This window comes from Variovorax sp. 350MFTsu5.1, assembly GCF_048302515.1.
GTDB classification, from domain to species: Bacteria; Pseudomonadota; Gammaproteobacteria; order Burkholderiales; family Burkholderiaceae_C; genus Variovorax; species Variovorax guangxiensis.
Genome location: NZ_CP157620.1, coordinates 6110994 through 6134723, shown reverse-complemented (window position 1 = coordinate 6134723; position 23730 = coordinate 6110994). Strand labels below are relative to the sequence as shown.

The 23730-nt window shown below is 67.7% G+C and carries 23 protein-coding genes and 1 riboswitch; of the genes, 11 read left to right on the top strand and 12 right to left on the bottom strand.

Translation table 11 applies throughout. From position 1 onward, the window contains the following. Window positions 1-170: 170 nt before the first annotated feature. Both ABL843_RS27865 and ABL843_RS27860 read left to right on the top strand, forming a co-directional pair. On the top strand, window positions 171-566 hold the full coding sequence (locus tag ABL843_RS27865; protein WP_418118073.1) for a hypothetical protein: 396 nt from the start codon (window positions 171-173) through the stop codon (window positions 564-566). Between the two features lie 141 nt (window positions 567-707). After that, a complete protein-coding gene (locus ABL843_RS27860) occupies window positions 708-1022 on the top strand; it encodes a hypothetical protein (protein WP_418118072.1) in 315 nt (104 codons plus the stop codon). Window positions 1023-1044: 22 nt separating this feature from the next. On the opposite strand, the gene ABL843_RS27855 is transcribed toward ABL843_RS27860, so the two are convergent. Next, a complete protein-coding gene (locus ABL843_RS27855) occupies window positions 1045-2169 on the bottom strand; it encodes a hypothetical protein (protein ID WP_418118071.1) in 1125 nt (374 codons plus the stop codon). Window positions 2170-2363: 194 nt separating this feature from the next. Then, entirely contained in the window at window positions 2364-3041 is a 678-nt protein-coding gene (locus tag ABL843_RS27850; protein ID WP_184640930.1) for a TetR/AcrR family transcriptional regulator, read from the bottom strand. 163 nt (window positions 3042-3204) lie between these two features. Between ABL843_RS27850 and ABL843_RS27845 the strand changes: the two genes are divergently transcribed. Then, complete coding sequence (locus ABL843_RS27845; RefSeq protein WP_184640929.1) at window positions 3205-4275, top strand: asparaginase; 1071 nt, start codon at window positions 3205-3207, stop codon at window positions 4273-4275. Between the two features lie 75 nt (window positions 4276-4350). Here the strand turns inward: ABL843_RS27845 and ABL843_RS27840 are convergent, their stop codons facing one another. Continuing rightward, window positions 4351-5169, bottom strand: coding sequence for a phosphatase PAP2 family protein (locus ABL843_RS27840; protein WP_184640928.1), 819 nt, complete (start codon window positions 5167-5169; stop codon window positions 4351-4353). A gap of 150 nt (window positions 5170-5319) precedes the next feature. On the opposite strand from ABL843_RS27840, the gene glyQ reads away from it, so the two are divergent. Genes glyQ through ABL843_RS27805 form a run of 7 tightly spaced genes read left to right on the top strand, consistent with a single transcriptional unit; the run spans window position 5320 to window position 11642 of the window. After that, window positions 5320-6228 carry a glycine--tRNA ligase subunit alpha gene (glyQ, locus tag ABL843_RS27835; RefSeq protein WP_184640927.1) on the top strand — a complete coding sequence of 303 codons (909 nt, stop codon included), beginning with the start codon at window positions 5320-5322 and terminating at the stop codon, window positions 6226-6228. Window positions 6229-6231: 3 nt separating this feature from the next. Next, window positions 6232-8397 (top strand): glycine--tRNA ligase subunit beta, encoded by a 2166-nt coding sequence (gene glyS, locus ABL843_RS27830; protein WP_375792103.1) that lies wholly within the window; start codon window positions 6232-6234, stop codon window positions 8395-8397. A gap of 24 nt (window positions 8398-8421) precedes the next feature. After that, window positions 8422-8751 (top strand): hypothetical protein, encoded by a 330-nt coding sequence (locus ABL843_RS27825; RefSeq protein ID WP_126023778.1) that lies wholly within the window; start codon window positions 8422-8424, stop codon window positions 8749-8751. Further along, window positions 8741-9274, top strand: a complete 534-nt coding sequence (locus ABL843_RS27820) for a DUF6036 family nucleotidyltransferase (protein WP_126023777.1) — start codon at window positions 8741-8743, stop codon at window positions 9272-9274. Before ABL843_RS27825 ends, ABL843_RS27820 begins: the two co-directional genes overlap by 11 nt. After that, window positions 9271-9849, top strand: a complete 579-nt coding sequence (gene gmhB, locus ABL843_RS27815) for a D-glycero-beta-D-manno-heptose 1,7-bisphosphate 7-phosphatase (protein ID WP_126023776.1) — start codon at window positions 9271-9273, stop codon at window positions 9847-9849. The genes ABL843_RS27820 and gmhB overlap by 4 nt, the downstream gene beginning before the upstream one ends. Beyond that, window positions 9849-10622 carry a lysophospholipid acyltransferase family protein gene (locus ABL843_RS27810; RefSeq protein WP_126023775.1) on the top strand — a complete coding sequence of 258 codons (774 nt, stop codon included), beginning with the start codon at window positions 9849-9851 and terminating at the stop codon, window positions 10620-10622. Before gmhB ends, ABL843_RS27810 begins: the two co-directional genes overlap by 1 nt. 45 nt (window positions 10623-10667) lie before the next feature. Next, complete coding sequence (locus ABL843_RS27805) at window positions 10668-11642, top strand: M48 family metallopeptidase (RefSeq protein WP_260319385.1); 975 nt, start codon at window positions 10668-10670, stop codon at window positions 11640-11642. Window positions 11643-11674: 32 nt separating this feature from the next. On the opposite strand, the gene thiC is transcribed toward ABL843_RS27805, so the two are convergent. After that, window positions 11675-13558 (bottom strand): phosphomethylpyrimidine synthase ThiC, encoded by a 1884-nt coding sequence (thiC, locus tag ABL843_RS27800; protein ID WP_184640924.1) that lies wholly within the window; start codon window positions 13556-13558, stop codon window positions 11675-11677. Window positions 13559-13647: 89 nt separating this feature from the next. Then, window positions 13648-13753, bottom strand: a riboswitch (TPP riboswitch). A gap of 41 nt (window positions 13754-13794) precedes the next feature. After that, window positions 13795-14214, bottom strand: coding sequence for a YchJ family protein (locus tag ABL843_RS27795; protein ID WP_418118069.1), 420 nt, complete (start codon window positions 14212-14214; stop codon window positions 13795-13797). Window positions 14215-14402: 188 nt separating this feature from the next. On the opposite strand from ABL843_RS27795, the gene ABL843_RS27790 reads away from it, so the two are divergent. After that, complete coding sequence (locus tag ABL843_RS27790; protein ID WP_418118068.1) at window positions 14403-15143, top strand: response regulator transcription factor; 741 nt, start codon at window positions 14403-14405, stop codon at window positions 15141-15143. A 13-nt stretch (window positions 15144-15156) separates the two neighbouring features. Here ABL843_RS27790 and iaaH read toward each other — a convergent pair whose 3' ends face one another. From iaaH to aceK, 7 genes are all read right to left on the bottom strand, one after another. Further along, entirely contained in the window at window positions 15157-16677 is a 1521-nt protein-coding gene (iaaH, locus tag ABL843_RS27785; RefSeq protein ID WP_418118067.1) for an indoleacetamide hydrolase, read from the bottom strand. A 98-nt stretch (window positions 16678-16775) separates the two neighbouring features. Then, window positions 16776-17615: a metallophosphoesterase gene (locus ABL843_RS27780; RefSeq protein ID WP_418118065.1), complete on the bottom strand. Its 840-nt coding sequence runs from the start codon at window positions 17613-17615 to the stop codon at window positions 16776-16778. A gap of 1 nt (window position 17616) precedes the next feature. Beyond that, entirely contained in the window at window positions 17617-18747 is a 1131-nt protein-coding gene (locus tag ABL843_RS27775) for an acyl-CoA dehydrogenase family protein (protein ID WP_418118064.1), read from the bottom strand. 35 nt (window positions 18748-18782) lie between these two features. Continuing rightward, window positions 18783-19316 carry a hypothetical protein gene (locus ABL843_RS27770; protein WP_418118063.1) on the bottom strand — a complete coding sequence of 178 codons (534 nt, stop codon included), beginning with the start codon at window positions 19314-19316 and terminating at the stop codon, window positions 18783-18785. A gap of 5 nt (window positions 19317-19321) precedes the next feature. Next, window positions 19322-20572 (bottom strand): glutamate carboxypeptidase, encoded by a 1251-nt coding sequence (locus ABL843_RS27765; RefSeq protein ID WP_418118062.1) that lies wholly within the window; start codon window positions 20570-20572, stop codon window positions 19322-19324. Between the two features lie 88 nt (window positions 20573-20660). Beyond that, entirely contained in the window at window positions 20661-21845 is a 1185-nt protein-coding gene (locus ABL843_RS27760; protein WP_418118061.1) for an acetyl-CoA C-acyltransferase, read from the bottom strand. Between the two features lie 50 nt (window positions 21846-21895). After that, window positions 21896-23716, bottom strand: coding sequence for a bifunctional isocitrate dehydrogenase kinase/phosphatase (aceK, locus tag ABL843_RS27755; protein WP_418118059.1), 1821 nt, complete (start codon window positions 23714-23716; stop codon window positions 21896-21898). Window positions 23717-23730: the final 14 nt, after the last annotated feature.

Genomic DNA, 23730 nt, shown 5'->3' with positions numbered 1-23730 from the left:
GGCCTCACGGCCTTCATTTTTCCGCGACTCTGCCGATAAGCCTGACTGGGCATCGATCCGATGCCTCCCAGGTTGCGACGATAGGAGTTCCCATGCCCGGAAACAGGCGAACTGCGAGGGCGGCTGCGCTGCGGTCGCCGCGAACGGCACCACCACTGGCGGCCGCAGGCATGCTGCTGCTCGTGTTGCCCCTGCCGCTGCAATTGAGTTCCGCCGAGCCGGCGCGCGAAGCGAACAGGGCGACCGGCCGCTTCAACCTGACGATCAACGTGCTCCCGACCTTCGAGGTGCTGGAGATCAGGCCCGTGAACGGCGGGCACGAGTACCGCGTGCGGACCAACATGGCGTCGGTGGTCATCAAGGGGCGGGAGTACCGGTTCGACAAGGTCGGGGAAGCGACCTTCATGGTGCCTGGCACCGATGCCGACGGCCGTGCAAGCCTGGGCGCCGCCCTGCACGGCACCGTCAGCGCGATGGCCGCGACCGCGGGCGGCGCTTCGCCGCAGTCCGCGAGTGCTGCAGCCGGCGACGGCAGCAATGCCACGCGGGTGACGGTGACCTACTGACCGGCCGGGCCCGCCGGCCAGTCGCCGGTTTCTCCGGCGGGCCCTGCATTTCTTTCCATTCCTGCCGATATCCGGATGCCGGGCGCCCCTGCCGCGCCCGCGCCTCGCGTCCTTGCGACGCACGACAACGGATCGGGCCTCATGACGGGAAATCGGTTTCAACCGGCGCGCGCCGCCCTGGCTGCGCTGGTCGCATTCGCGCCGCTGGTGTGCGCGGCGGAGAGCAGCGCCGGCCCGGCCACAGCGACGGCGCGGGTACGGCTCGTGGTGAGCGTGGCGCCTGTGTTCCAGGTGCTGCAGGCCACGCGAACCCCCGAGGGATGCGACTATCTGGTCTGGACCAACATGAGGGCGATCACCATCGGCGGGCGCGAGTACAGCTTCGACCGGCCCGGCGAGCACACCGTGCACATACCCGAGGCGCCTGCAGGCGCCTGGGTCGTGCATGGCCTCTAGACGGCGGCCGGTCGTTCGGCGCTCAGTCCTGGTTCCCGATCTCGGTGTTGTCCGGCGACAGGCACAGCGCCCCGGTGCAGTTCAGCGACCGGAAGAAGATCGGCTCGTCCGGGTTGCCGAAGTAGCGCAGGCCGTTGGCCGTCTGCTCGTTCGCCTGGATGATGTTGTTTTCATCGAGACCGAAGTAGATGTTGTTGGCCTTGGGGAACTCGTACTCGAAGGTGCTCGCCTGCGTCAGGTCCTTCATGTAGAGGAAGAAGCTCGAAGTCTTGCCCTCGTCGGTCAGGAAGCGCTCCTTCAGCAGGCGGTAGCCCAGCGCACCCTGTTCGCGGATCTGTTTCGGGACGTCGGGGAAGTCGCCGCCGACCACGCTCAGCGGACTGATCACGGCCTTCATCTCGTAGCGGGCCGGGCTGCTCAGGTCCTTGATGAAGAAATACGCGCTCTCGTGGTTGATGGTGCTGGGTGCGAACCACGGCCTGAAGCCGTTGGCGCCCTGCGCGTTGGCCGCATTCACCATGTCCACCTTGGTGGTCGGGATCGGGATGGAGTTGTAGTCGTAGGTGGCCGATGAGCCCATGTCCTTGCGGTAGAGCACGCCGAACACGGGGTTGCTGTTCGGCGGCGGCAGGATCTTCAGCTGCGGCATCAGCTGCACGAAGACCTTGCCCTGCGCGCCCTGGTCCTTCATCTGCTGCAGCAGGCGCGGCAGCAGGTCGGGCGTCAGGATGTCGAGCTCGATCGTCTTGTACTCATAGCTGTAGGTGGTGTCGACGTCTTTCACCACCATGAACTTGTCCTGCAGCCGCACGATGTTGCCGCCCAGGGTGCCTTCGACATAGCGATAGCCCGCGGCGCCTTCGCGGTTCAGCAGCGCGATGTAGTCGTCGTAGCGCTTCTCGGCCGGATCGACGTCCGGATCGCGGTCCTGCTCGAAGGTCACCCACTTGTAGTGGGCGTTGACGGGCGTCGGATTGGTGCCGGGGCCAGGCTCTTCAGGTGGCGGCTCCTTTGGCGGCGGCTCCTTCGGCGGAGGGGGTATCTGGCTGAAGAGCCCGGGGTCGAAGCTGCTGCCGCCACCCCCGCCGCCGCCGCAGGCCACCAGTGCTGCCGTCGCGAGCGCGGCAAAGAACAATCTCGCTTTCATGATCCTCTACTCCTGTTTGTCTGTTCGTGATTCGCCGCCGCGAAAGAAGAAAAAGAAGGCTGGGCGGCGAAGCGTGCGAAGGTAGGCGCGCGGGCGTACCGAACACAGTGCACAAAGTCACTGCGTTGCAGGAAGCGGAAGGAAGGCGGGAAGAGGAGTAAGAAGAAAGAATTGGCTACGACCGCAGCCGGCGCTCAGGCCTCGATGCCGCAGCCGTGCAGCACGAAGGCCACCAGCTCGCGCGCGATCGGCTCGCGGTCGAAGGGCGCGTCGGGCGGCAGGCCGAGCATCACGCGCGTCTGGATCGCGTAGTCGGCATAGCTCTGCGTCATGGCCCAGATGTGCATCAGCAGGATGCGTGCGTCGAGCGGGCGCATCTGGCCGCGTGCGATCCAGCCGTTGATGACGTCGATCTTCTTCTGCGTCCAGGCCCGTGCGTTGGGCCAGTAGCGGTCGAGGTTGCGCCCGCCGTCGAGAATTTCGCGCGTGAAGATGCGCGACATCTCGGGGCTGTCGATGGCGTGGTCCAGCTTCTTGCGGATGTAGTCGCCCAGCACCGTGGCCGGGTCGCTCGCGTCCTCGAAGGAGAACACCACCTTCCATGCGTGCAGCACCTGCATCAGCAGCTCTTCGTAGAGTTCTTCCTTGCCGGCGATGTAGTAGTGCAGCTGGGGCTTGGTGAGGCCGGCGCGCGCCGCGATGGCCTGGGTCGAGGTGCCCTTGAGGCCATGCAGGCTGAACTCCGTGACCGCCGCGGTGCGGATCGCCGCCATGATGCGTTCGCGCCCGGGCCTTGCGCGCGACAGGGGGCCGTCGGGCGCGGGCATTTCCTGGGCGGTCGAGACGGGAAGGGCGGCGGGATCGGCGTTCATGGTGGCGGGTGGGCGAGCGGCGGTGCGCGCGGTCGATGGTAATACCACCGGTACCCCTGGCATGACCGCATGCCATGCCGGCATGAGCGGGCAGGGCATGCGGGCATGGTTCCTGTATCTTCCTCGCCGCCTCGAAAAATTCCATTCAACACAGGAGTTGTTTATGTACCTCTCTCCCCGTTTCCGTGCCTTCGCGGCCGGCGCCGCGCTGCTGGCCGCCAGCGCGCTCGCGCAGGCGCAGCAGGCGCTGCCCAATGTGGTGATCCTCGCCACCGGCGGCACCATCGCCGGGGCCGGCGCCTCGGCCGTCAACAGCGCCACCTACGCGGCCGCCAAGGTCGGCGTCGAGAAGCTGATCGCCGGCTTGCCGGAGCTCTCCAAGGTCGCCAACGTGCGCGGCGAACAGGTGTTCCAGGTCGCGTCGGAAAGCCTCACCAACGACAACCTGATGACGCTGGCCAAGCGCGTGTCTGCGCTGTCGAAGCAATCGGACGTGGACGGCATCGTCATCACCCACGGCACCGACACGCTGGAAGAAACCGCCTACTTCCTCACGCTGACCGTGCACACCAGCAAGCCGATCGTGGTGGTCGGCTCGATGCGCCCGGGCACCGCGCTGTCGGCCGATGGCGCTCTCAACCTGTACAACGCCGTGAACGTGGCGGGCAGCAAGGACGCGATGGGCAAGGGCGTGCTCGTGACGATGAACGACAACATCGACACCGGCCGCGACGTGAGCAAGAACGTCAACATCAAGACCAATGCCTTCTCCAGCCAGTGGGGCCCGCTGGGCATGATCGTCGAAGGCCGCAACTACTGGTTCCGCGCCCCGGTCAAGCGCCACACCATGAACTCGGAGTTCGACATCGACAGCATCACCGCGCTGCCGCCGGTTGAAATTGCCATGGGCTACGAGGGCGTGAGCTCGGTGGCCATCGACGCCATCGCCAAGAGCGGCGCCAAGGCGCTGATCCATGGCGGCACCGGCAACGGCTCGGTGGCCGACCGCATCGTTCCGAACCTGCAGAAGGCCCGCGCCGACGGCGTGATCGTGATCCGTAGCGCCCGCGTGCCCGACGGCTTCGTGATCCGCAACGCCGAGCAGCCCGACGACAAGTACGACTGGGTGGTGGCGCACGACCTGCGTCCGCAGAAGGCGCGCATCCTGGCGATGGTCGCCCTGACCAAGACCAACAACACCAAGGAACTGCAGCGCATCTTCTGGGAGTACTGATCCCCCCGGGGCGCATGGCGCCCCTCTGCAGAACGAGGCCTCAGCGGTGAAAGCCGCCGCGGCCTTTTTTTCTTTCTATCGGCGGTCCGTTCCGCGATGGTGCCGCGCGTACTCGATGCTCGCGATGCAGATCGCCAGCCATGCGGCGCCCGAGCAAAGCCCCGCGAGCACGTCGCTCGGGAAGTGCGCCCGCACGAAGATGCGGCTGCAGGCCACGGTGACGATCACGGCCGTCGCCGCCATCACCGATGGCACGCGCCAGCGCGCGGGCAGCATGCGCAGCCCCAGATAGCCCAGCATGCCGTAGAGCACCATCGAGCCCGAGCTGTGGCCGCTCGGAAAGGAGTAGCCCGAGACCTGCGCGAAGCCGAAGTCATGCACCGGCCGGGCGCGCTCGAAGATGTGCTTGAGCATGTGGTTCAGCAGTGCATTGCCGACCGTGGCCGCGACCCAGCCGGCAGCGAAGCCGCGGTGCCCGCGCAGCCACAGCGCGATCGCCACTCCGGTGCACAGCAGCACCACGGTGATCGGGTCGGCAAGGTGGGTGAGCCACGAGAACACCTCGCGCACGCCCGGTGGCGTATTCACGCCCACGGAATGGCTGATCGTCTCGTCCAGCAGGCCCATTGGCCGGCCGTTGCCAAGGCCCTCGGCCACTTCGGCGAATACCCAGGCCAGCGCCAGCACCGCCGCCGCACCGATGGCCAGCCCGCCGAACAACAGCCCGGCGCCCGGCTCGGGCTGCGCCGCGCGGCGGCGGCGCAGGTGCTCGAAGCCCCATGCGGCGATGCCGGCGACCAGGGTCAGCAGGGCGAGAAGAACCAGGAATCCGGGCCAGGCCTGGGCGCCGAGGCGCTCTCCCAGGGCGATCAGTGCGGCATGGTCAACGGGCATGAGTGGGGCGTTCGGGCGACAGGGCTGGGAGTTCGAAGGGAAGGGCAGGAGCATAGCGGCCCGTTCCTGACTGCCCGCTGCCTCGTAAAATAGCCGGTTCGTTGCGCCGCGGGGTCTTCTCCCGCCGGGCGGCCGCCTTCACGCAGATCCATGCTGACTTTCCAACAAATCATTCTCAAACTGCAGTCGTACTGGGCCGACAAGGGCTGCGCGCTGCTGCAACCGTACGACATGGAAGTGGGCGCGGGCACCTCGCACACCGCCACCTTCCTGCGCGCGCTGGGCCCCGAGCCCTGGAAAGCCGCCTACGTGCAGCCCAGCCGCCGCCCCAAGGACGGCCGCTACGGCGAGAACCCCAACCGCCTGCAGCACTACTACCAGTACCAGGTGGTGCTGAAGCCGGCGCCCTCGAACATCCTCGAGCTCTACCTCGGCAGCCTCGAGGCCCTGGGCTTCGACCTCAAGAAGAACGACATCCGCTTCGTCGAGGACGACTGGGAGAACCCCACGCTCGGCGCGTGGGGCCTGGGCTGGGAGGTGTGGCTCAACGGCATGGAAGTGACCCAGTTCACCTACTTCCAGCAGGTCGGCGGCATCGACTGCAAGCCCATCACCGGCGAGATCACCTACGGCCTGGAGCGCCTGGCCATGTACCTGCAGGGCGTGGACAACGTCTACAACCTCACCTGGACCGACGGCCTGAGCTACGGCGACGTCTACAAGCAGAACGAGGTCGAGCAGTCGACCTACAACTTCGAGCACAGCGACGCCGAGTTCCTGTTCACCGCCTTCAACGCGCATGAGAAGCAGGCCAGGCACCTCATGGACGCCCAGCTCGCGCTGCCCGCCTACGAGCAGGTGCTGAAGGCCGCGCACAGCTTCAACCTGCTGGACGCGCGCGGCGCGATCAGCGTGACCGAGCGCGCCGCCTACATCGGCCGCATCCGCAACCTCGCGCGCAGCGTGGCGCAGAGCTACTACGACAGCCGCGAGCGCCTGGGCTTCCCGATGGCGCCGCGCGAGTGGGTCGCGCAGATCCCGCCGAAAAAGGTTGCCTGAGCGATGACGACCCCCATGAACAAGAACTCCCTCCTGGTCGAACTGTTTGTCGAAGAGCTGCCGCCGAAGGCACTGAAGAAGCTCGGCGACGCCTTTGCCGGCGTGCTGCGCGACCAACTCGTGGCGCAGGGCCTTGCCGACGCCGGTGCGGTGCTGACGCCGTACGCCTCGCCGCGCCGCCTGGCCGCGCACATCACGCACGTGGCCGAACGCGCCGCAGACAAGGCCGTGTCGCAGAAGCTCATGCCCGTGGCCGTGGGCCTCGACGCTTCGGGCCAGCCTACGCCCGCTCTGCTGAAGCGCCTGGGCGCGTTGGGCGCCGACGCCTCCGCCGTGCCCGGCCTCAAGCGCGCGATGGACGGCAAGGCCGAAGCCCTGTTCTACGAGAGCACCGCCAAGGGTGCAACGCTGGCCGAGGGCCTGCAGAAGGCGCTGGCCGAAGCCATCGCCAAGCTGCCGATTCCCAAGGTCATGAGCTACCAGCTCGAAAGCGGCTGCGAGCTGCCGGGCTGGAGCAGCGTGAGCTTCGTGCGACCCGCGCACGGCCTCGTGGCGCTGTACGGCGATGCCGTGGTGCCGGTGGAGGCGCTGGGCCTGAAGGCGGGCCGCGAAACGCACGGCCACCGCTTCGAGGCGGCGGTCGATCCGGTGGTGCTGCGCGATGCCAACAGCTATGCGCTGCAGCTGCAGGAGGAAGGCGCCGTCATCGCGAGCTTCGAGACGCGCCGCGCCGAGATCGCGCGCCAGCTCGCGGCGGCCGCGGTGAAGGCCGGCGGCGGCTCGGTGCCCATCGAGGACGACGCCCTGCTCGACGAAGTGACCGCGCTGGTCGAGCGCCCGAACGTTCTGGTCTGCAGCTTCGAGCGCGAGTTCCTCGAAGTGCCGCAGGAGTGCCTCATCCTCACGATGAAGGCCAACCAGAAGTACTTTCCGCTGCTCGACGCCTCAGGCAAGCTCACCAACAAGTTCCTCGTCGTCAGCAACATCAGCCCCGACGACGCGAGCGCGGTCATCGGCGGCAACGAGCGCGTGGTGCGCCCGCGCCTGGCCGACGCCAAGTTCTTCTTCGACCAGGACCGCAAGAAGTCGCTGGCCTCGCGCGTCGAATCGCTGGGCAAGGTGGTCTATCACAACAAGCTGGGCACGCAGGGCGAGCGCGTGGAGCGCGTGATGCGCATCGCGCGCGGCATTGCCGAGAAGCTCGGCGACGCGGCCCTCGCCGCGCATGCCACGCAGGCCGCCCAGCTCGCCAAGGCCGACCTCGTGACCGACATGGTCGGCGAGTTCCCCGAGCTGCAGGGCATCATGGGCCGCTACTACGCGCTGCACGACGGCCTCGACGCATCGGTGGCCGACGCCATCGAGGACCACTACAAGCCGCGCTTCGCCGGCGACGAGCTGCCGCGCAACACCGTGGGCCTCGTGGTGGCGCTGGCCGACAAGCTCGAGACGCTGGTCGGCATGTTCGGCATCGGCAACCTGCCCACGGGCGACCGCGACCCGTTCGCGCTGCGCCGCCACGCGCTGGGCGTGATCCGCATGCTGGTCGAGAAAGACCTGCCGCTGGAGCTGACCAGGCTGGTGAGCGACGCGCGCACGGCGCTGGACGACGCCATCGGCAAGACCGGCGAGTTCCCGCTGCACAAGGCAGCGGAGGACGTTGGCCAGGTCGTCGACTTCATCTACGACCGCCTTGCGGGTTCCCTGCGCGAGCAGGGCGCCAGCGCGCAGGAGGTCGAGGCCGTGCTGGCACCGCGCCCGCAGCGCCTGGGCGAGGTGCCCAAGCTGCTGGCCGCCGTGCGCGCCTTCGCTGCCCTGCCGGCCGCCGCAGCGCTCGCGGCAGCGAACAAGCGTATCGGCAACATCCTCAAGAAGGCTCCCGAGGCCGACGCGCACGTCAGCGAACTGCTGCTGCAGGAGCCCGCCGAGAAGGCGCTGCACGCGGCCATGGCGCAGGTCGTGCCCGCCGCCAACGCGCAGTTCGACGCCGGCGACTACACCGCTTCGCTGCAGACGCTGGCCGCGCTGCGCGAGCCGGTCGATGCCTTCTTCGACGGCGTGATGGTCAACGCCGAGCAGGCCGACCTGCGGCTGAACCGGCTGGGCCTGCTGATGTCGCTGCACGCCGCGATGAACCGCGTGGCGCAGCTCGAGCGGCTGGCGGTCTGATTTTCGGCGCTCGATAATTCGGCCATGAACCGCCAGCAACAGATCGACGACTTCCTGCTTCAGGCGCATCGCCTTGCAGTGTCCCGGCTGCGGGCGGAGCCTGCGCGCATCGCGGATGTTTCCGCGACGCTCGAGCGGTGGCAGGCGCAGGCCGGTGCCACGCGGTCCGATCCTTACTGGAACGAGTGGCGCGCCATGCTCGCTGCCGGCGTCGATGCGATCGAAGAGGCCACTTGCGGTACCGACGATCACGCGGTGGCGCTGCGCAATGTTTCTCCTGTTGGCGTCCTCATGACGCAGCGCGAGCGCGGCGAACTCCTGCGCGCGGCGCGGCAGGGCACACATGCAGCGTAGCGAAGCCGAGCATGTGCTGCGCGCGGCCGCAGCCATTGCGCAGGAGCAGTCGTTTGTCGTGATCGGCAGCCAGGCGTTGCTCTTCCTGCTGGAGGATGCACCGCCGAGCCTGCTGGTGTCGCGGGAGCTCGATCTCTATCCCGCCCTGCACCCCGAGAAGTCCGATCTGATCGACGGTGCCATCGGCGCACTGTCCAGCTTCGACGACACCTTCGGATACCACGCCGATGGCGTCGGCCCCGAGACGGCAGTGATGCCCGGCGACTGGATGCAGCGTGCCAGTCTTCACTACTTGGGTGACCTGACGGTGGTCTGTCCCGATCTGCACGACCTGGCGCTGTCGAAGTGCGTGGCGGCTCGCGAGAAGGATGCCGACTTCGTGCGCGAGTTGCTCAGGCTCGACTTGGTGAACACCGCCGTCCTGCACGAACGTGCTGCCTTGCTGGACGGGGCGAAATATCCTGTGGCGCAGATCGACGACTGGATCGGGCGGCGCAGCATCGAAGCGGGGAAAAGCTCATGAAACTCGTCATCCTCGACCGCAATGGCACGCTCAACGTGCACCGCGAAGACTTCGTGAAGAGCGACATCGAGTGGACGCCGCTGCCCGGTGCGCTGGAAGCGGTGGCGCGGCTCAACCATGCGGGGTGGCACGTGGTGATCGCGTCGAACCAGTCGGGCCTGGGGCGCGGCCTGTTCGACATGGCCTCGCTCAACGCGATGCACGCCAAGATGCACAAGATGCTCGCGGCCGTGGGCGGCAAGGTCGACGCGGTGTTCTACTGCCCGCACAGCCCCGACGAGAACTGCGACTGCCGCAAGCCGAAGCCGGGCCTGTTCCTGCAGATCGGCGACCGCTACGGCATCGATCTCAAGGGCATCCCGACCTGCGGCGACAGCCTGCGCGACCTGCAGGCCGGCGCGGCGGCCGGCTGCGAGCCGCACCTGCTGCTCACCGGCATGGGCGCGGCCTGCCGCGGCGTGGATCCGCTTCCTTCCGAATACCCGGCGAACACGATGGTCCACGACGACCTCGCCGCCTTTGTCGATTTTCTGCTCGCGCGAGAAGCGCGGGATGCACTGCAGGTGGCTGTCTGATGGCGTTGTTCCGTTCCGTTCTCCACGCACTGTGGATGCTCGTCACCGTGGTGCCCTGGGGCATCATCATGTGCGTCAGCTCGCTCTGGAAGCGCGGCGTGCCGCTCTACTGGATGGCCGTGCGGTGGCTGGGCTGGGCCATCGGCGGCGCGCGGGTGCTGCTGGGCATCAGGACGCGCGTGAGCGGCATGGAGAACCTGCCGACCGACAAGCTCGCCGGCGCGATCCTGCTGGTGAAGCACCAGTCCACGCTCGAGACCTTCCTCATGCCCACGCTCATGCCGCACCCGCTGGCCTACGTGTTCAAGAAGGAGCTGCTCTACATCCCCTTCTTCGGCTGGGCGATGGCGCGGCTGGACATGATCCACATCGACCGCAGCCAGCGCGCGCAGGCCTTCAACAAGGTGGTGAACCAGGGGCGCAAGCTGCTCGCGCAGGGCATCTGGATCATCATGTTCCCCGAGGGCACGCGCATCCCGCGCGGGCAGAAGGGCACCTACAAGAGCGGCGGCACGCGGCTGGCCTGCGAGACCGGCGTGCCGGTGATTCCGATCGCCGTGACCTCGGCCAAGGTCTGGCCGCGCAAGGCCTTCATCAAGCGCCCCGGCGTGGTCGACGTGTCCATCGGCCCGGCCATTCCCAGCGTGGGCCGCAAGCCCGACGAGCTGATGCGCGAGGTCGAGGAGTGGATCGAGGCCGAGATGCGCCGCCTCGACCCCGAGGCCTACGCGAACAGCCCCTCCCGGCCCGCCCGTCAGGAAGCGGTGAGCTGACGGGCGCAGGCCGCCGGTAGAGCGACAGAAACCAGAAGGCCCGCCATGGGGGGATTGCTCCGGTTCACGATGGACCTGTTCGAGGGGCTGGGGAGCGAGTTCGCGCCCCCGGCGCCCGCGCCGGCACGTCCGCGCCGTCCGAGGAAGCCGAAGCCGGCGGTACCGCCTTCCGTGCTGCCGGACGCGGCCATCCTTCCTCCCGCGCCCGTCGATCCGGATGCGCCGCCCGCGGTGCCGCTGGCCGACACGCTGACGCTCGCGAACTTCGCGCACCCACAGGCCACGCGCGAAGTGGTGCTGGGCTCCGCGCGCGTGGCCTACGAATTCAAGCGCGGCAAGCGCAAGACCATCGGCTTCCTGGTGGGGGCCGAAGGGCTGTCGGTGCGCGCGCCGCGCTGGGTGGCGCTGCGCGATGTGGATGCGGCCATCCACGAGAAGTCGGACTGGATCCTGCGCAAGCTCACGGAGACGCGACAGCGCCTCGCGCGCGTGGAAGCCACGCGCATCGAATGGAAGGACGGCGCAGCCTTCCCGTTCCTGGGCGAGCCGGTCGTGATGCGGCTCGATCCCAAGCACGGCTTCGCGAGCGTCGGTGGCACGCTGGACGCGGCCACCGAGGAAGGCGCGCCGCGCATCCTGCGGCTGGCCGTCTCGCAGAACGCCGAGCCCTCGCAGATCCGCGACGCCGCGCAGGCCTGGCTCATGCGGCAGGCGCGCAAGCTGTTCATCGAGCGGCTGGACCACTTCGCGCCGCTGCTCGGCGTGCAGTGGCAGAAGCTGTCGCTGTCCAACGCGGCAACGCGCTGGGGCAGCGCCAGCGCCGACGGGTCGATCCGGCTCAACTGGCGGCTGATCCACTTTCGGCTGCCGGTGATCGACTACGTCGTGGCGCACGAACTGGCCCACCTGCGGGTGATGGACCACTCGCACCGCTTCTGGGAGACCGTGGAGAGCGTGGTGCCCGACTACGACGTGCTGCGGCAGCAGCTCAAGGACGAAGCGGTTCCACGCTGGAACTGAGGCCGGGGCGCCCCGGCCCCGGGGTCAACGCTTCAGGACACGGCCTTGATGGGGATGTACATCTCACCCCCGCCCGCCATGAACTCCTTCGACTTCTCCTCCATGCCCTCGCTCATTGCCTGATCCTCGGCCACGCCCTTCTTCGCGGCGTACTCGCGCACTTCCTGCGTGATCTTCATCGAGCAGAACTTGGGGCCGCACATCGAGCAGAAGTGCGCCACCTTGCTCGAATCCTTGGGCAGCGTCTCGTCGTGGAATTCGCGCGCCGTGTCGGGGTCGAGGCCGAGGTTGAACTGGTCCTGCCACCGGAACTCGAAGCGCGCCTTGCTCAGCGCGTCGTCGCGCGAGCGCGCGCCCGGGTGCCCCTTGGCCACGTCCGCGGCGTGCGCGGCGATCTTGTAGGCAATGATCCCCTGCTTCACGTCGTCGCGGTCGGGCAGCCCCAGGTGCTCCTTCGGCGTCACGTAGCACAGCATCGCGGTGCCGGCCCAGCCGATCATGGCCGCGCCGATCGCGCTGGCGATATGGTCGTAGCCCGGCGCGATGTCGATGGTCAGCGGGCCCAGCGTGTAGAAGGGCGCCTCGTGGCAGTGCCTGAGCTGCTCGTCCATGTTCGACTGGATCATGTGCATCGGCACATGGCCCGGGCCTTCGATCATGGTCTGCACGTCGTGCTTCCAGGCGATCTGCGTGAGCTCGCCCAGCGTGCGCAGTTCGGCGAACTGGGCCTCGTCGTTGGCGTCGGCGCCCGAGCCGGGGCGCAGGCCGTCGCCGAGCGAGAAGCTCACGTCGTAGGCCTTCATGATGTCGCAGATGTCCTCGAAGTGCGTGTAGAGGAAGCTCTCCTTGTGATGCGCGATGCACCACTTGGCCATGATCGAGCCGCCGCGCGACACGATGCCCGTCATGCGGTTGGCCGTGAGATGGATGAAGGGCAGGCGCAGGCCGGCGTGGATGGTGAAGTAATCGACGCCCTGTTCCGCCTGCTCGATGAGCGTGTCGCGGTAGATCTCCCAGGTCAGGTCCTCGGCCACGCCGCCCACCTTCTCGAGCGCCTGGTAGATGGGCACGGTGCCGATCGGCACGGGGCTGTTGCGCACGATCCAGTCGCGCGTGGTGTGGATGTTCTTGCCGGTGGAAAGATCCATCACGTTGTCCGCGCCCCAGCGGATGGCCCACACCAGCTTCTCCACCTCTTCCTCGATGCTCGAGGTGACGGCCGAGTTGCCGATGTTCGCGTTGATCTTCACCTTGAAGTTGCGGCCGATGGCCATCGGCTCGACTTCGGGATGGTTGATGTTCGCGGGAATGATCGCGCGGCCGCGCGCCACCTCGTCGCGCACGAACTCGGGCGTGATGATGCGCGGAATGCTCGCGCCCATCGGGTTGCCCGCCACGCGCTTCGCGCGCTCCTCGTTGGCGAGGTACTCGGCCATCCATTCGCGCTTGCCGTTCTCGCGCAGGGCGACGTATTCCATTTCGGGCGTGACGATGCCGCGGCGTGCGTAGTGCATCTGCGTGACATTGCCGCCCGACTTCGCGCGGCGTGGCGTGCGCTGCAGCGCCGAGGCGCCCGCGCGCAGTTCGGCCAGGCGCTGGGCGTCGCGGTCCTCGTTCTTGGCGCCGTCGTCCAGCGCATGGTGCACGCGGCCTTCGTAGCTCTCGGTGTCGCCGCGTTCGGCGATCCACGCGCCGCGCACGTCCGGCAGGCCGCGGCGCACGTCGATCTCGACCTTCGGGTCGGTGTACGGGCCGGAGGTGTCGTAGAGCGACACGGTCTCGCCGTTGGTCAGCTGCACGTCGCGCACGGGCACGAACAGGTCGGGCCGGCTGCCCGGAATCACGCACTTGTGCGACGCGGGAAAGGGCTCGCGCGTCAGCGAAAGCAGCGAGGTGAACTTGTCGGGGGCATTCATCGGAGGCACTCCTTGTTGAGGAAAGGGTGCTCCGCAATCGCTCGGTGGTCTTCGGCAGAAGCCCGTCACGGGAAGGTGGACGGACCGAAGTCAGGGAGTGCAGCTCTTCTTACGCCGGTATGACCCGGATCAAGTTCGCGGGTCGGCAGCTTTGCCATCTCAGCACGCCACATGCGTGCACCCCGGAGCGGGGCCGATTGTGCGAGCCTCGGCCCGGCGCGTCAACCCGCGGGTTGTTACCGCAGGTCGCCGTCGAGGTAGTACCAGCGCCCGTCCTCGCGCACGAAGCGGCTGCGCTCGTGCAGGCGCGTGGCGGCGCCGGAGGGGCCGCGCTGGCGCGCGACGAACTCGACCTCGGCGTGGTCCGCATCGAGCACCGACCGGGCGCGGACGTCCAGCCCGAGCCATTTGACGCCCGGCTCGAACTCGATGGAGGCCGGGCGCTTCGAGGGATGCCAGGTGGCGAGCAGGTACTCGCCGCGCTCCAGCACGAAGGCCGAATAGCGCGAGCGCATCAGCGATTCGGCATCGGGCGCGGGCGTGCCGTCGAAATCGTCGAGATAGCGGCCGCAGCATTGGGCATGGGCGACGGGCTTGTCGCGGCGGTCGGTTCGGCCGCAGGGGCAAGGCCCGGAGAAAGGGACGGAGGCACTCATGAAGACTGCTATTGGAACACCCCGCGGCCCAGCCTCCGACAGGGCAAGCCCGGAGCCGGTGAAGGCCGCTAGCGGCGGATGGGCTCCTGCAGCGCCTGCGCACCGGCCGGCCCGGTCCCCGGGCATCCACCCTTGGCGCGGCGCTTGCTAAACGATAGCGTTGCCCTAGCCCGTCGAGAAAGCCCGCGATGTACCTCACAGCCCCCGAACAGCAGGCCCTGCGCGGCGTCTTCGCGCTGCTGGCCGAGGACGACCGTGGCGAGCGGGAGATCCGCGAGCGCCTCGGCCAGGCGCTGCTCGACCTGCTGCACGCCGACCAGTTCGCCTCCTTCGTTTGGAACGCGGCGGGCAACAGCTTCGGCTCGCGCGTGGCGATCCACATGGACCCGGCGAACCTCGACACCTATGCGCAGTGGCACCAGCACCACGACCCGATCACCTTCGTGCTGCAGTCGCGCCGCCGTGCCACGCGTGTGACCGAGGTGATGCCGCAGCGCGAGCTGATGCGCACGCCCTTCTTCAACGACTTCCTCGCGCGCGACGGCCTGCACTGGGGCATGAACCTGCATGCCTTCGAGGGCGACCGGGCACTGGGCGACCTGCGCATCTGGCGCCGCAAGGGGCGCGGCGATTTCGGCGATCACGAGAAGGCGCTGCTGGACCTGATCGAGCCGGCGTTCATCGGTGCCTTGCAGCGGGCACAGCGTGCCGCTGCAACAGCCATTCCTTCATCGCATGCACCAGCCTCCTCCGATGCGCTGCTGAGTGCGCGCGAGCAGGAGGTGGCCCGCTGCGTACGCGAAGGGCTCACCGACAAGGAGATCGCGCGGCGCATGGCGGTGAGCGTGCCCACCGTGCGCACCTACCTGCGCCGCATCTTCGACAAGCTGGGCATCGAGCGCCGCTCGGCGCTGGCGGCCTTGCGCTGACAGCCGCAGCCAGTCACTTCGGCGCGGGCAGCCGTCCCAGCACCTTCTCCACCGCGAGGCCCACGGCCAGCAGCCTGCGGTCGCTGCCGGCGGGGCCATCGAGCTCCAGGCCCACGGGCAGGCCCGTCGTCGCGCCGATGCCCGAGGGCAACTGGATGCCGGGGATGCCGGCGTTGCTGCCAGGGTCGGTGTTCTGGATCAGCGCGCCGAAGTTCTCGGGGCTGCTGGCCTCGGGCGCGGCCGCCAGCGCCACGCGCGGCACCGTCGGAAACACCAGCGCGTCGAGCCTGTTCTTCGTGAAGGTGTCGCGATACAGCTTCTGCAATGCGGGGCGTGCGACGCGCATCGCGTTGTCGTAGACCGGCTTCGCATCCACCACGCCGCTGGGCGCCGGCAGCTTGCGCGGGATGACGAAGGCTTCGAAGGTGCCCTTGACGTCGGGGCTCGCGATGCCGGCCGTGAGCTGCGCGATGTCGATGCCGGTGCGGTATGTCGCGAGATAGGCCGCCATGTCGTCGTTCGCCTCGTAGAGCGCGAGCGGGAAGCCGACGGCGCCGTTGAGCTCCATGAGCTTCGGCATCTCGACGTTCACCAGCGTGACGCCGGCAGCGCGTAGCTTTTCGAGCGCGGCATCGGTGGCCGCGCGCGTGTCGGCATCGAGATTCGCCTGGAAGGTCGGCACCACGCCGAGGCGCACGCGCTTGAGGTTCGCGGGCTTCGGCGGTGCGCCGCCGGCGATGACGCTGTCGAGCAGCGCCACGTCGGCCATCGACTGTGCCATCGGCCCGGCGGTGTCGCGCGTATGCGAGATCGGCGCGATGCCCTGCTGCGGATAGCGGCCCACCGACGGGCGCAGCGAGGCGCAGCCGTTGAATGCGCAGGGAATGCGCACCGAGCCGCCCGTGTCGGTGCCCAGCGCCGCGGGCACCATGCGCGCGCCGAGTGCCGAGCCGTTGCCCGAAGACGACCCGCCCGCGATACGGCTGGCGTCGTAGGCATTGCGCACGCCCACCTCGGTGCCGGTCTGGAAGGCGGGGTTGTAGCCGGTGACGCCGAAGGCCAGCTCGTGCATGTTGGTCTTGCCGAGCACGACGGCGCCGGCCGCGCGCAGCCTGGCCACCACCGGCGCATCGGCGGCAGGCACGAAGCCCTTGAGCGCCGGTGTGCCGGCTGTGGCGGGCAGGCCCTGCACCTGGATGTTGTCCTTGATGGCCACCGGAAGCCCCGCCAGCGGCTTGCAGGCACCGCCGCGCTTGCGCTGCGCATCGGCGGCGCGCGCCTGCTTCAGCGCGCCGGCCTCGTCGAGGGTGATGAACGCGTTGAGGTTCGATTTCGCCTTGGCCTGCGCGATGTAGGCGGCTGTCAGCTGCTCGCTGGTGACGGTGCCTGCGCACAGCTGCCGCACGGCTTCTGTTGCGGTCAGCGTCGCGATGTCGGGCGTCGCCGGCTGGGCCTGGGCGGAGAGGGCGAGAGCGACGGCGGACGGCACAAGGGCCAGCCGAGCGGCAAGGGAAATGGATTTCTGAACGGTCATGGCAAAGGCCTCCGGGAAAGAGGCGGCCATGGTGCGCCGGCGCGCGGCGCCTGTCTGTCATCCAAACCGATGACAGGCGGCAGAGGCTGCCCGCAGCTCTACCGGAACATCACCCACTCGGGTCGCATGTTGAAGCGCACCGGCAGGATGCTGACGCCCAGCCCGCTGGTGACGTACATGCGCCGGCCCTTGTGCGCGATCCAGCCATAGGCCCACTCGCGCGGGGCGGCGCCCGGCACGATCAGCGCGCCGTAGCCGGGAATGCTCACCTGCCCTCCATGCGTGTGCGAGGCGACCACGAGGCCTCGCGTGCGAGGCATGGTCGCGAAGCTGAAGGGGTCGTGCATCATGACCAGCGTCGCCGCATCGGCGGGGATGCCGGCCAGCGCGCGCATCGGATCCGAATGGCCGGTCGAATGGTCTCCGATGCCGGCGACCCAGATGTCGTGGCCGGGCAGGCGCGCCGAAGTGTTCTCCAGTACGCGGATGCCCTGCGCGGCCAGTGCCTCTGCGGTGCGCTGGCCGCCGTGCCACCAGTCGTGATTGCCCAACACCGCGTACACACCCTGCGGCGCCTTCAGCTTGCCGAGCACGGCGGCCATGTCTTCGATGGGCAGGGGCTCGTCGTCCTCGCCGGTGCCCGCGAGGAAGTCACCGGGCAGCAGCACCACGTCGGGCTGCGCGGCGTTGATCTCGTCGATGATGCGCGCGGCGCGCTCCACGCTGGTGATGCGCCATGCCGAGCGGGATGTGAGGTGCCAGTCGCCAGCCACCGCGACCTTCAGGCCGGCGGGCGCCTGCCATTGCGCCGAGCTCAGGGGCTCGACGCGCGCGGCCACCCAGCGTGGCTCGACGGCGAAGCTCCAGACGGCCAATGCCGCGAGCACGAATGCCGCGGCGTACCACCAGCCCGGGCGTCGCCCTCGGCGCGCGCTCACGTCACGCCAGCGCGCGCTGGATCAGCAGCTTCTGGATGTCCGAAGTGCCTTCGTAGATCTGGCACACGCGCACGTCGCGGTAGATGCGCTCCAGCGGAAAGTCGTTCACGTAGCCATAGCCGCCCAGCGTCTGGATGGCTGCGCTGCACACGCGCTCGGCCATCTCGCTGGCGAACAGCTTGGCCATGGCGGCCTCTTTCAGGCAGGGCAGACCGGCGTCGCGCAGGCTGGCTGCGTGCCAGATCAGCTGGCGCGCGGCCTCGATCTGCGTCGCGCATTCGGCAAGGCGGAAACCCACGGCCTGCTGGTCGAAGATGGAGCCGCCGAAGGCCTGGCGCTCCTTGGCGTAGGCCAGCGCGGCGTCGAAGGCGCTGCGCGCCATGCCCACGCTCTGCGCGGCGATGCCGATGCGCCCGCCTTCCAGCGCGCCGAGCGCGATCTTGTAGCCCTCGCCCTCCGCGCCGATCAGGTTCTCGCGCGGAATGCGGCAGCCGTCGAAGTTGATCTGCGCGGTGTCGCTGCTGTGCTGGCCGAGCTTGTCCTCCAGCCGCGCGACGTTGTAGCCGGGCGTGTCGGTGGGCACGATGAACGCGCTCATGCCGCGCTTGCCAGCACCCTTGTCGGTCACCGCGATGACGATGGCGACCTGCCCGTTCTTGCCGCTGGTGATGAACTGCTTCACGCCATCGATCACGTAGCCGTCGCCGTCCTTGCGCGCGGTGGTGCGCAGGCTCGACGCATCGCTGCCGGCCTGCGGCTCGGTGAGGCAGAAGGCGCCGAGCATCCGGCCTTGCGCCAGCGGCTCGAGCCACTGCTTCTTCTGCTGCGCGTTGCCGTAGCGCATGAGGATGGCGTTGACCGGGCAGTTGGTCACGCTGATGGCGGTGCTGGTGCCGCCGTCGCCGGCGGCGATTTCCTCCAGCACCAGCGCGAGCGTGAGGTAGTCGAGGCCCGCGCCACCATGCTCCTCGGGCACGCAGATACCGTAGGCGCCCAGCGCCGCGAGGCCCTGATGGGCTTCCTTGGGAAAACTGTGTTCGCGGTCCCACTTCGCGGCGTTGGGCCAGAGTTCGGCTTGCGAGAAATCGCGCACCGCGTCGCGGATGGCTTCCTGGTCAGGGGTCAACAGCATTTCAATCCTTCATGGCCTGGCAACGCAGGCCCCTTTTACTTTGAATACTCCACGATGAACGCCTTCGATGTGCATGCAGGTAAGAACGTCCAGTTGCCTTTCGCAAGCGTTACCAGCGCTTCCACAAAGTGGGCGCTGACGAATTCGACGGCCTTCTTGTCGAGCGAGGGCACGTGGGAGCGAAGCGTCGACAGAATGGATGCGCGTTTGTAGTAGGCATCCATGTGCTCATTAACTTCGATCTTTCGAATGTCTGCGCTTAGCCCCGCATCGGACGGCGAGTCTTTTCCCAGCTGATCCAGAAAGCCGCCGCAAGCGATCACCTGTTCACGAAATACGAAGACCATGTCGCTGTCGGCTTGGGCACGCTCTCCAGCGTCCATCCGGTCTGGCCACACCATCAGATGCCGTGACTTGTCGTAGAGCAGCTCTCCGAGAACCTCAGCTGTCAATCCGCCAATGCGAATGGTCTCGCCATGAGCTAGATTGCACGCCAACAAAGTGCCTGCCACCAGACCGGCAAGCGCTGCACGGGATGGTCTTAGGCATATGAATCGACGTGGATTCATGGACTTTATTTCCCTTGGCCGAGATCCATGATCAGCCGGGCGGCCATGTACAGGCGGCGCGGGATGGCGCTGATGTCCACGTACTCCGCCTTGTCGCTGTGGTAGCCGAAGCCCGGCAGGCCCAGGCTTTCGATCACGGGCTTGCCCGAGAGCGCCGCATAGGCGGCGTCGGTGCCGCCGCCGGTGCGCTCTTCAACGCCCAGCGTGCCACCGGCTTCCTTGTAGTAGGCCACCGCCTTGTCGACCAGCTTCTTGCCGCCTTCGCCCGCGTTGAAGGCCGGACGGCCGCGCGTGACGATCACCTTGACGTCGGCCTCGGGCAGCTTCTTCTGCTGCGCGCGCTCTTCCAGCGTCTTCATGGCGGCGTCGAAGTCTTCGTTGCGCGCGTAGCGCACGTCGGCGTTCAGCGTGGCGCTGGCGGGGATGATGTTCGAGACGTTGCCGGCCTTGGCGATGGTCCAGTTGAAACGCAGGTTCTTCGACTTGTCGTCGATGTTCATCGTTCGCAGCACCAGGTCGGACGCCTCGACCAGCGCGTTCACGCCCAGCTCCGGCGCGGCACCCGCGTGCGAGGCCTTGCCGGTGATGTTGACCTGCACGTAGGCGATGCCCGAGGTGCCGAGCGAGAGCTTCTCGTCGCCGGCGCTGGTGGGCTCGAAGGAGAGCACGTAGTCGGCCAGCTTGGCTTCTTCCTGGATCAGGTCGCGCGAGCCGAAGGAGCCTTTTTCCTCGTCGGTGTTGAACAGCACGGTGATGGTGCCGTAGTCGCGCACGCCATAGTCCTTCAGCAGCTTGAGCGTGTGCAGGATGACCGCGTTGCCGCCCTTGTCGTCGGCGATGCCGGGGCCGTAGGCCTTGTCGCCCTCGACGCGGAAGGGCGCCTTCGCGAGGATGCCCTTCAGGTAGACGGTGTCCATGTGCGACATGAGCAGCAGGTTCTTGCCGCCGCGGCCCTTGATCTTGCCGACGATGTTGTCGCCCACCACGAGGCCGGCCGACTTGCTGCGCGTGACGGTGAAGCCCAGGTTCTTGAGCTCGGCTTCGAGGTAGTTGCCCGCGGCGGCGATGCCTTCGGCGTCACCGGTGCCGGTCTCGATGTTGACGAGCTTCTCCAGCGTCTTGATCACCGCAGGCTGCTCGTCGGTGGCGGCCTGGAACAGCACGTTGTCGCGCTTCTGGGCCCAGGTGGCGGCGGGCGCGACGAAGGCGGCGGCCAGCAAGGCGGCGAGGGCGGTACGGTGGATGGAAGGGCGCATGAAATCTCCTGCTCTACGCATTTGTATGTATGTCTGTCCGTATGAAAAAAGCCGGGAGCGCCCTGATCGGTCGCTGCCGGCCCTGCTCTTATAGCAATTCGAGTGCCACGGCCGTGCCTTCGCCGCCGCCGATGCACAGCGTTGCCACGCCGCGCGTCTTGCCGCGCGCCTTCAGCGCGTGGATCAGCGTGACCATGATGCGCGCGCCGCTGGCGCCGATTGGGTGGCCCAGCGCGCAGGCGCCGCCGTGCACGTTGACGATGTCGTGCGAAACGTCGAGTTCGTGCATCAGCGCCATCGGCACCACGGCGAAGGCTTCGTTCACTTCCCAGAGGTCGACGTCGCGCGCCTTCCAGCCGGTCTTGGCGAAGAGCTTCTGCACGGCGCCGACCGGCGCGGTGGAGAACCACTCGGGCTGCTGCGCGTGCGTGGCATGGCCGACGACGCGGGCGATGGGCTTCGCGCCGATCTTCTTCGCGTGCGACTCGGTCATCATCACCAGCGCGGCCGCACCGTCGTTGATCGAGGAGCTCGATGCGGCGGTGATGGTGCCGCCGTCCTTCTTGAACGCGGGCTTGAGCGTGGGGATCTTGTCGAGCTTGACCTTGCCCGGGCCCTCGTCGACCGAGATCACGGTCTCGCCGCCGCGGCCCTTCACGGTGATGGGCGCGATCTCGTCCTTGAAGAGGCCGGTGTCGGTGGCCTTCTTGGCGCGCTCGACGCTGGCGATGGCGAAGGCGTCCTGCTGCTCGCGCGTGAACTTGTACTTGGCGGCGCAGTCCTCGCCGAAGGTGCCCATGCTGCGGCCGGGCTGGTAGGCGTCTTCGAGGCCGTCGAGCATCATGTGGTCGAAGATGCGGTCGTGGCCCATGCGGTAGCCGCCGCGGCCCTTGAGCATGAGGTAGGGCGCGTTGGTCATGCTTTCCATGCCGCCGGCCACCATCACCTCGTGCGTGCCCGCCAGCAGCAGGTCGTGCGCGAGCATCGCTGCCTTCATGGCCGAGCCGCACATCTTGCTGAGCGTGACAGCGCCCGCGCTGTCGGGCAGGCCGCCCTTGTAGGCCGCCTGGCGCGCCGGGGCCTGGCCCTGGCCGGCCATCAGGCAGTTGCCGAACAGCACCTCGCCCACGCTGTCGGGCGCGATGCCCGCGCGCTCGACGGCGGCCTTGATGGCGACGCCGCCGAGGTCGTGCGCGGAAAGGGAGGCGAAATCGCCCTGGAAGCCGCCCATGGGGGTGCGGGCGGCGCCGACGATGACGATGGATTCGGACATGGAAGTCTCCTTCGGAAATGTGAAAGCGGAATCGGAAAAGAAACGAGGGGTCAGAAGTGCGTCGCGTGCCCCTCGTGCCTGAAGCGCTGCGACTCTTCGTAGGGGAACACGTCCAGCATCTGCCCGGCCTGGATGCGTTCCTTGTGGTGCTGCCAGAAGGCGGCGTCGAGCAGGTCGGCGTGGTGCGCCATGAAGGCCGCGCGCACGTCCTTGTTGCCCAGCAGGAAGGGTTCGAAGGTTTCGGGGAACACGTCCTTCGGGCCCACCGAATACCAGACCTCGCCGCTCATCTCGTCTTCCTCGTTGCGCGGCGTGGGTACCTTGCGGAACTGGCAGTCGGTGACGTACTCGATCTCGTCGTAGTCGTAGAACACGACCTTGCCGCCGCGCGTGACGCCGAAGTTCTTCCACAGCATGTCGCCGGGGAAGATGTTGGCGGCCACCATGTCCTTGATGGCGTTGCCGTATTCGACGACCGCATGTTCGAGCTGGTCCTTCGCGCGCTTCGCATGCGCCGGGCTCTCGGGGGCGGCCAAGGTGTCGAAGGCTTCCTGCAGGTAGATGTTCAGCGGGATCATGCGCCGCTCGATGTAGACGTGTTTCACCACGACTTCCATCTCCCCGTTGCCGTCGCGGTCGCCGATTTCCAGCTGGCTGGGCGCGAACCTGCGGATCTCCTCGATCAGCTCGGGCTCGAAGCGGTCGAGCGGAAAGCCCACGTCGCTGTACTCCAGCGTGTCGGCCATGCGGCCCACGCGGTCGTGCTGCTTCACGAGCATGTACTTGCCCTTGATCTGCTCGCGCGTGGTGTCCTTCTGCGGCGGATAGAAGTCCTTGATGACCTTGAACACGAACGGGAACGAAGGCAGGTCGAACACCAGCATCACCATGCCCTTGATGCCGGGCGCGATGCGGAAGCGGTCGCTCGAGTAGTTCAGGTGCGAAAGAAAGTCGCGATAGAAGAGCGTCTTGCCCTGCTTGGCCAGGCCCAGTGCGTTGTAGATCTCGGCGCGCGGCTTGCGCGGCATGAGCGAGCGCAGGAACTGCACCCAGGCGGAGGGCACCTCCATGTCGACCATGAAGTAGGCGCGCGCGAAGCTGAAGAGCATCTGCAGGTCGTCCTCGCCGAAGAGCGCCGCGTCGATGTAGAACCGGCCGTGGCTGTCGTGCAGTATGGGCAGCGAGAAGGGCAGCTCGGTGAAACCGTTCATGATCTTGCCGACCACGTACGCACCCTTGTTGCGGAAGAACAGCCCCGAGAGCACCTGCAGCTGGAAGTTGGCGCGCAGCTTGACCTGGTTGAAGCGGCCCAGGATGACGTGCGCCACGCGCTCCGCGTCACGCCGCTTGCTGGCGAAGCTGCCGATCAGCGCGAAGTCGTCGAGCATCTGCTCGACGGTGTCGGCCAGCGTCTCGGGCTTGGGGTAGTAGGGGCGGTAGGTGGGCGCGCCCCGCGGCTCGATGTACTCGGTGCTGATGGCCGGGCGCACGAAGATGAAGTCGTTCTGGAAGTACGCCCGATGCAGGATCTTCGTGGTCACCGAGTTGAAGAAGGTCTCGGCCAGCTCGGGCTGGTGATGGTCCACCAGCAGGCCGATGTAGTGCAGCTTGATCTGGTGCCACACGTCCATCGGCTGGTCGCCTGCCTTGAACTCTTTCTCGAGCCGGGCCACGGCCTCGCTCACGCGCAGGTCGTAGAACTCGATGCGCTCGCGCTGCGCGCGCTGCTGGCCATGCCAGTCGGCGGTCTCGAAGCGATGCTTGGCGCGCGCCGACTCGGCCCTGAACAACCGGTAGTGCCGGTTGAAGCCGTCCATCATCGCCTTCGCGATGTCGTAGGCCAGCGGCGAGTCGAGGCGCTGCGGGAACATGGCGGCGCGAGACT

What these genes read in the sequence shown, in the direction of transcription:
- ABL843_RS27865 (WP_418118073.1), top strand. Translation starts at nt 171, where the DNA reads ATGCTGCTGCTCGTGTTGCCCCTGCCGCTGCAATTGAGTTCCGCCGAG.
- ABL843_RS27860 (WP_418118072.1), top strand. Translation starts at nt 708, where the DNA reads ATGACGGGAAATCGGTTTCAACCGGCGCGCGCCGCCCTGGCTGCGCTG.
- ABL843_RS27855 (WP_418118071.1), bottom strand. Translation starts at nt 2,169, where the DNA reads ATGAAAGCGAGATTGTTCTTTGCCGCGCTCGCGACGGCAGCACTGGTG.
- ABL843_RS27850 (WP_184640930.1), bottom strand. Translation starts at nt 3,041, where the DNA reads ATGAACGCCGATCCCGCCGCCCTTCCCGTCTCGACCGCCCAGGAAATG.
- ABL843_RS27845 (WP_184640929.1), top strand. Translation starts at nt 3,205, where the DNA reads ATGTACCTCTCTCCCCGTTTCCGTGCCTTCGCGGCCGGCGCCGCGCTG.
- ABL843_RS27840 (WP_184640928.1), bottom strand. Translation starts at nt 5,169, where the DNA reads ATGCCCGTTGACCATGCCGCACTGATCGCCCTGGGAGAGCGCCTCGGC.
- glyQ (WP_184640927.1), top strand. Translation starts at nt 5,320, where the DNA reads ATGCTGACTTTCCAACAAATCATTCTCAAACTGCAGTCGTACTGGGCC.
- glyS (WP_375792103.1), top strand. Translation starts at nt 6,232, where the DNA reads ATGACGACCCCCATGAACAAGAACTCCCTCCTGGTCGAACTGTTTGTC.
- ABL843_RS27825 (WP_126023778.1), top strand. Translation starts at nt 8,422, where the DNA reads ATGAACCGCCAGCAACAGATCGACGACTTCCTGCTTCAGGCGCATCGC.
- ABL843_RS27820 (WP_126023777.1), top strand. Translation starts at nt 8,741, where the DNA reads ATGCAGCGTAGCGAAGCCGAGCATGTGCTGCGCGCGGCCGCAGCCATT.
- gmhB (WP_126023776.1), top strand. Translation starts at nt 9,271, where the DNA reads ATGAAACTCGTCATCCTCGACCGCAATGGCACGCTCAACGTGCACCGC.
- ABL843_RS27810 (WP_126023775.1), top strand. Translation starts at nt 9,849, where the DNA reads ATGGCGTTGTTCCGTTCCGTTCTCCACGCACTGTGGATGCTCGTCACC.
- ABL843_RS27805 (WP_260319385.1), top strand. Translation starts at nt 10,668, where the DNA reads ATGGGGGGATTGCTCCGGTTCACGATGGACCTGTTCGAGGGGCTGGGG.
- thiC (WP_184640924.1), bottom strand. Translation starts at nt 13,558, where the DNA reads ATGAATGCCCCCGACAAGTTCACCTCGCTGCTTTCGCTGACGCGCGAG.
- ABL843_RS27795 (WP_418118069.1), bottom strand. Translation starts at nt 14,214, where the DNA reads ATGAGTGCCTCCGTCCCTTTCTCCGGGCCTTGCCCCTGCGGCCGAACC.
- ABL843_RS27790 (WP_418118068.1), top strand. Translation starts at nt 14,403, where the DNA reads ATGTACCTCACAGCCCCCGAACAGCAGGCCCTGCGCGGCGTCTTCGCG.
- iaaH (WP_418118067.1), bottom strand. Translation starts at nt 16,677, where the DNA reads ATGACCGTTCAGAAATCCATTTCCCTTGCCGCTCGGCTGGCCCTTGTG.
- ABL843_RS27775 (WP_418118064.1), bottom strand. Translation starts at nt 18,747, where the DNA reads ATGCTGTTGACCCCTGACCAGGAAGCCATCCGCGACGCGGTGCGCGAT.
- ABL843_RS27770 (WP_418118063.1), bottom strand. Translation starts at nt 19,316, where the DNA reads ATGAATCCACGTCGATTCATATGCCTAAGACCATCCCGTGCAGCGCTT.
- ABL843_RS27765 (WP_418118062.1), bottom strand. Translation starts at nt 20,572, where the DNA reads ATGCGCCCTTCCATCCACCGTACCGCCCTCGCCGCCTTGCTGGCCGCC.
- ABL843_RS27760 (WP_418118061.1), bottom strand. Translation starts at nt 21,845, where the DNA reads ATGTCCGAATCCATCGTCATCGTCGGCGCCGCCCGCACCCCCATGGGC.
- aceK (WP_418118059.1), bottom strand. Translation starts at nt 23,716, where the DNA reads ATGTTCCCGCAGCGCCTCGACTCGCCGCTGGCCTACGACATCGCGAAG.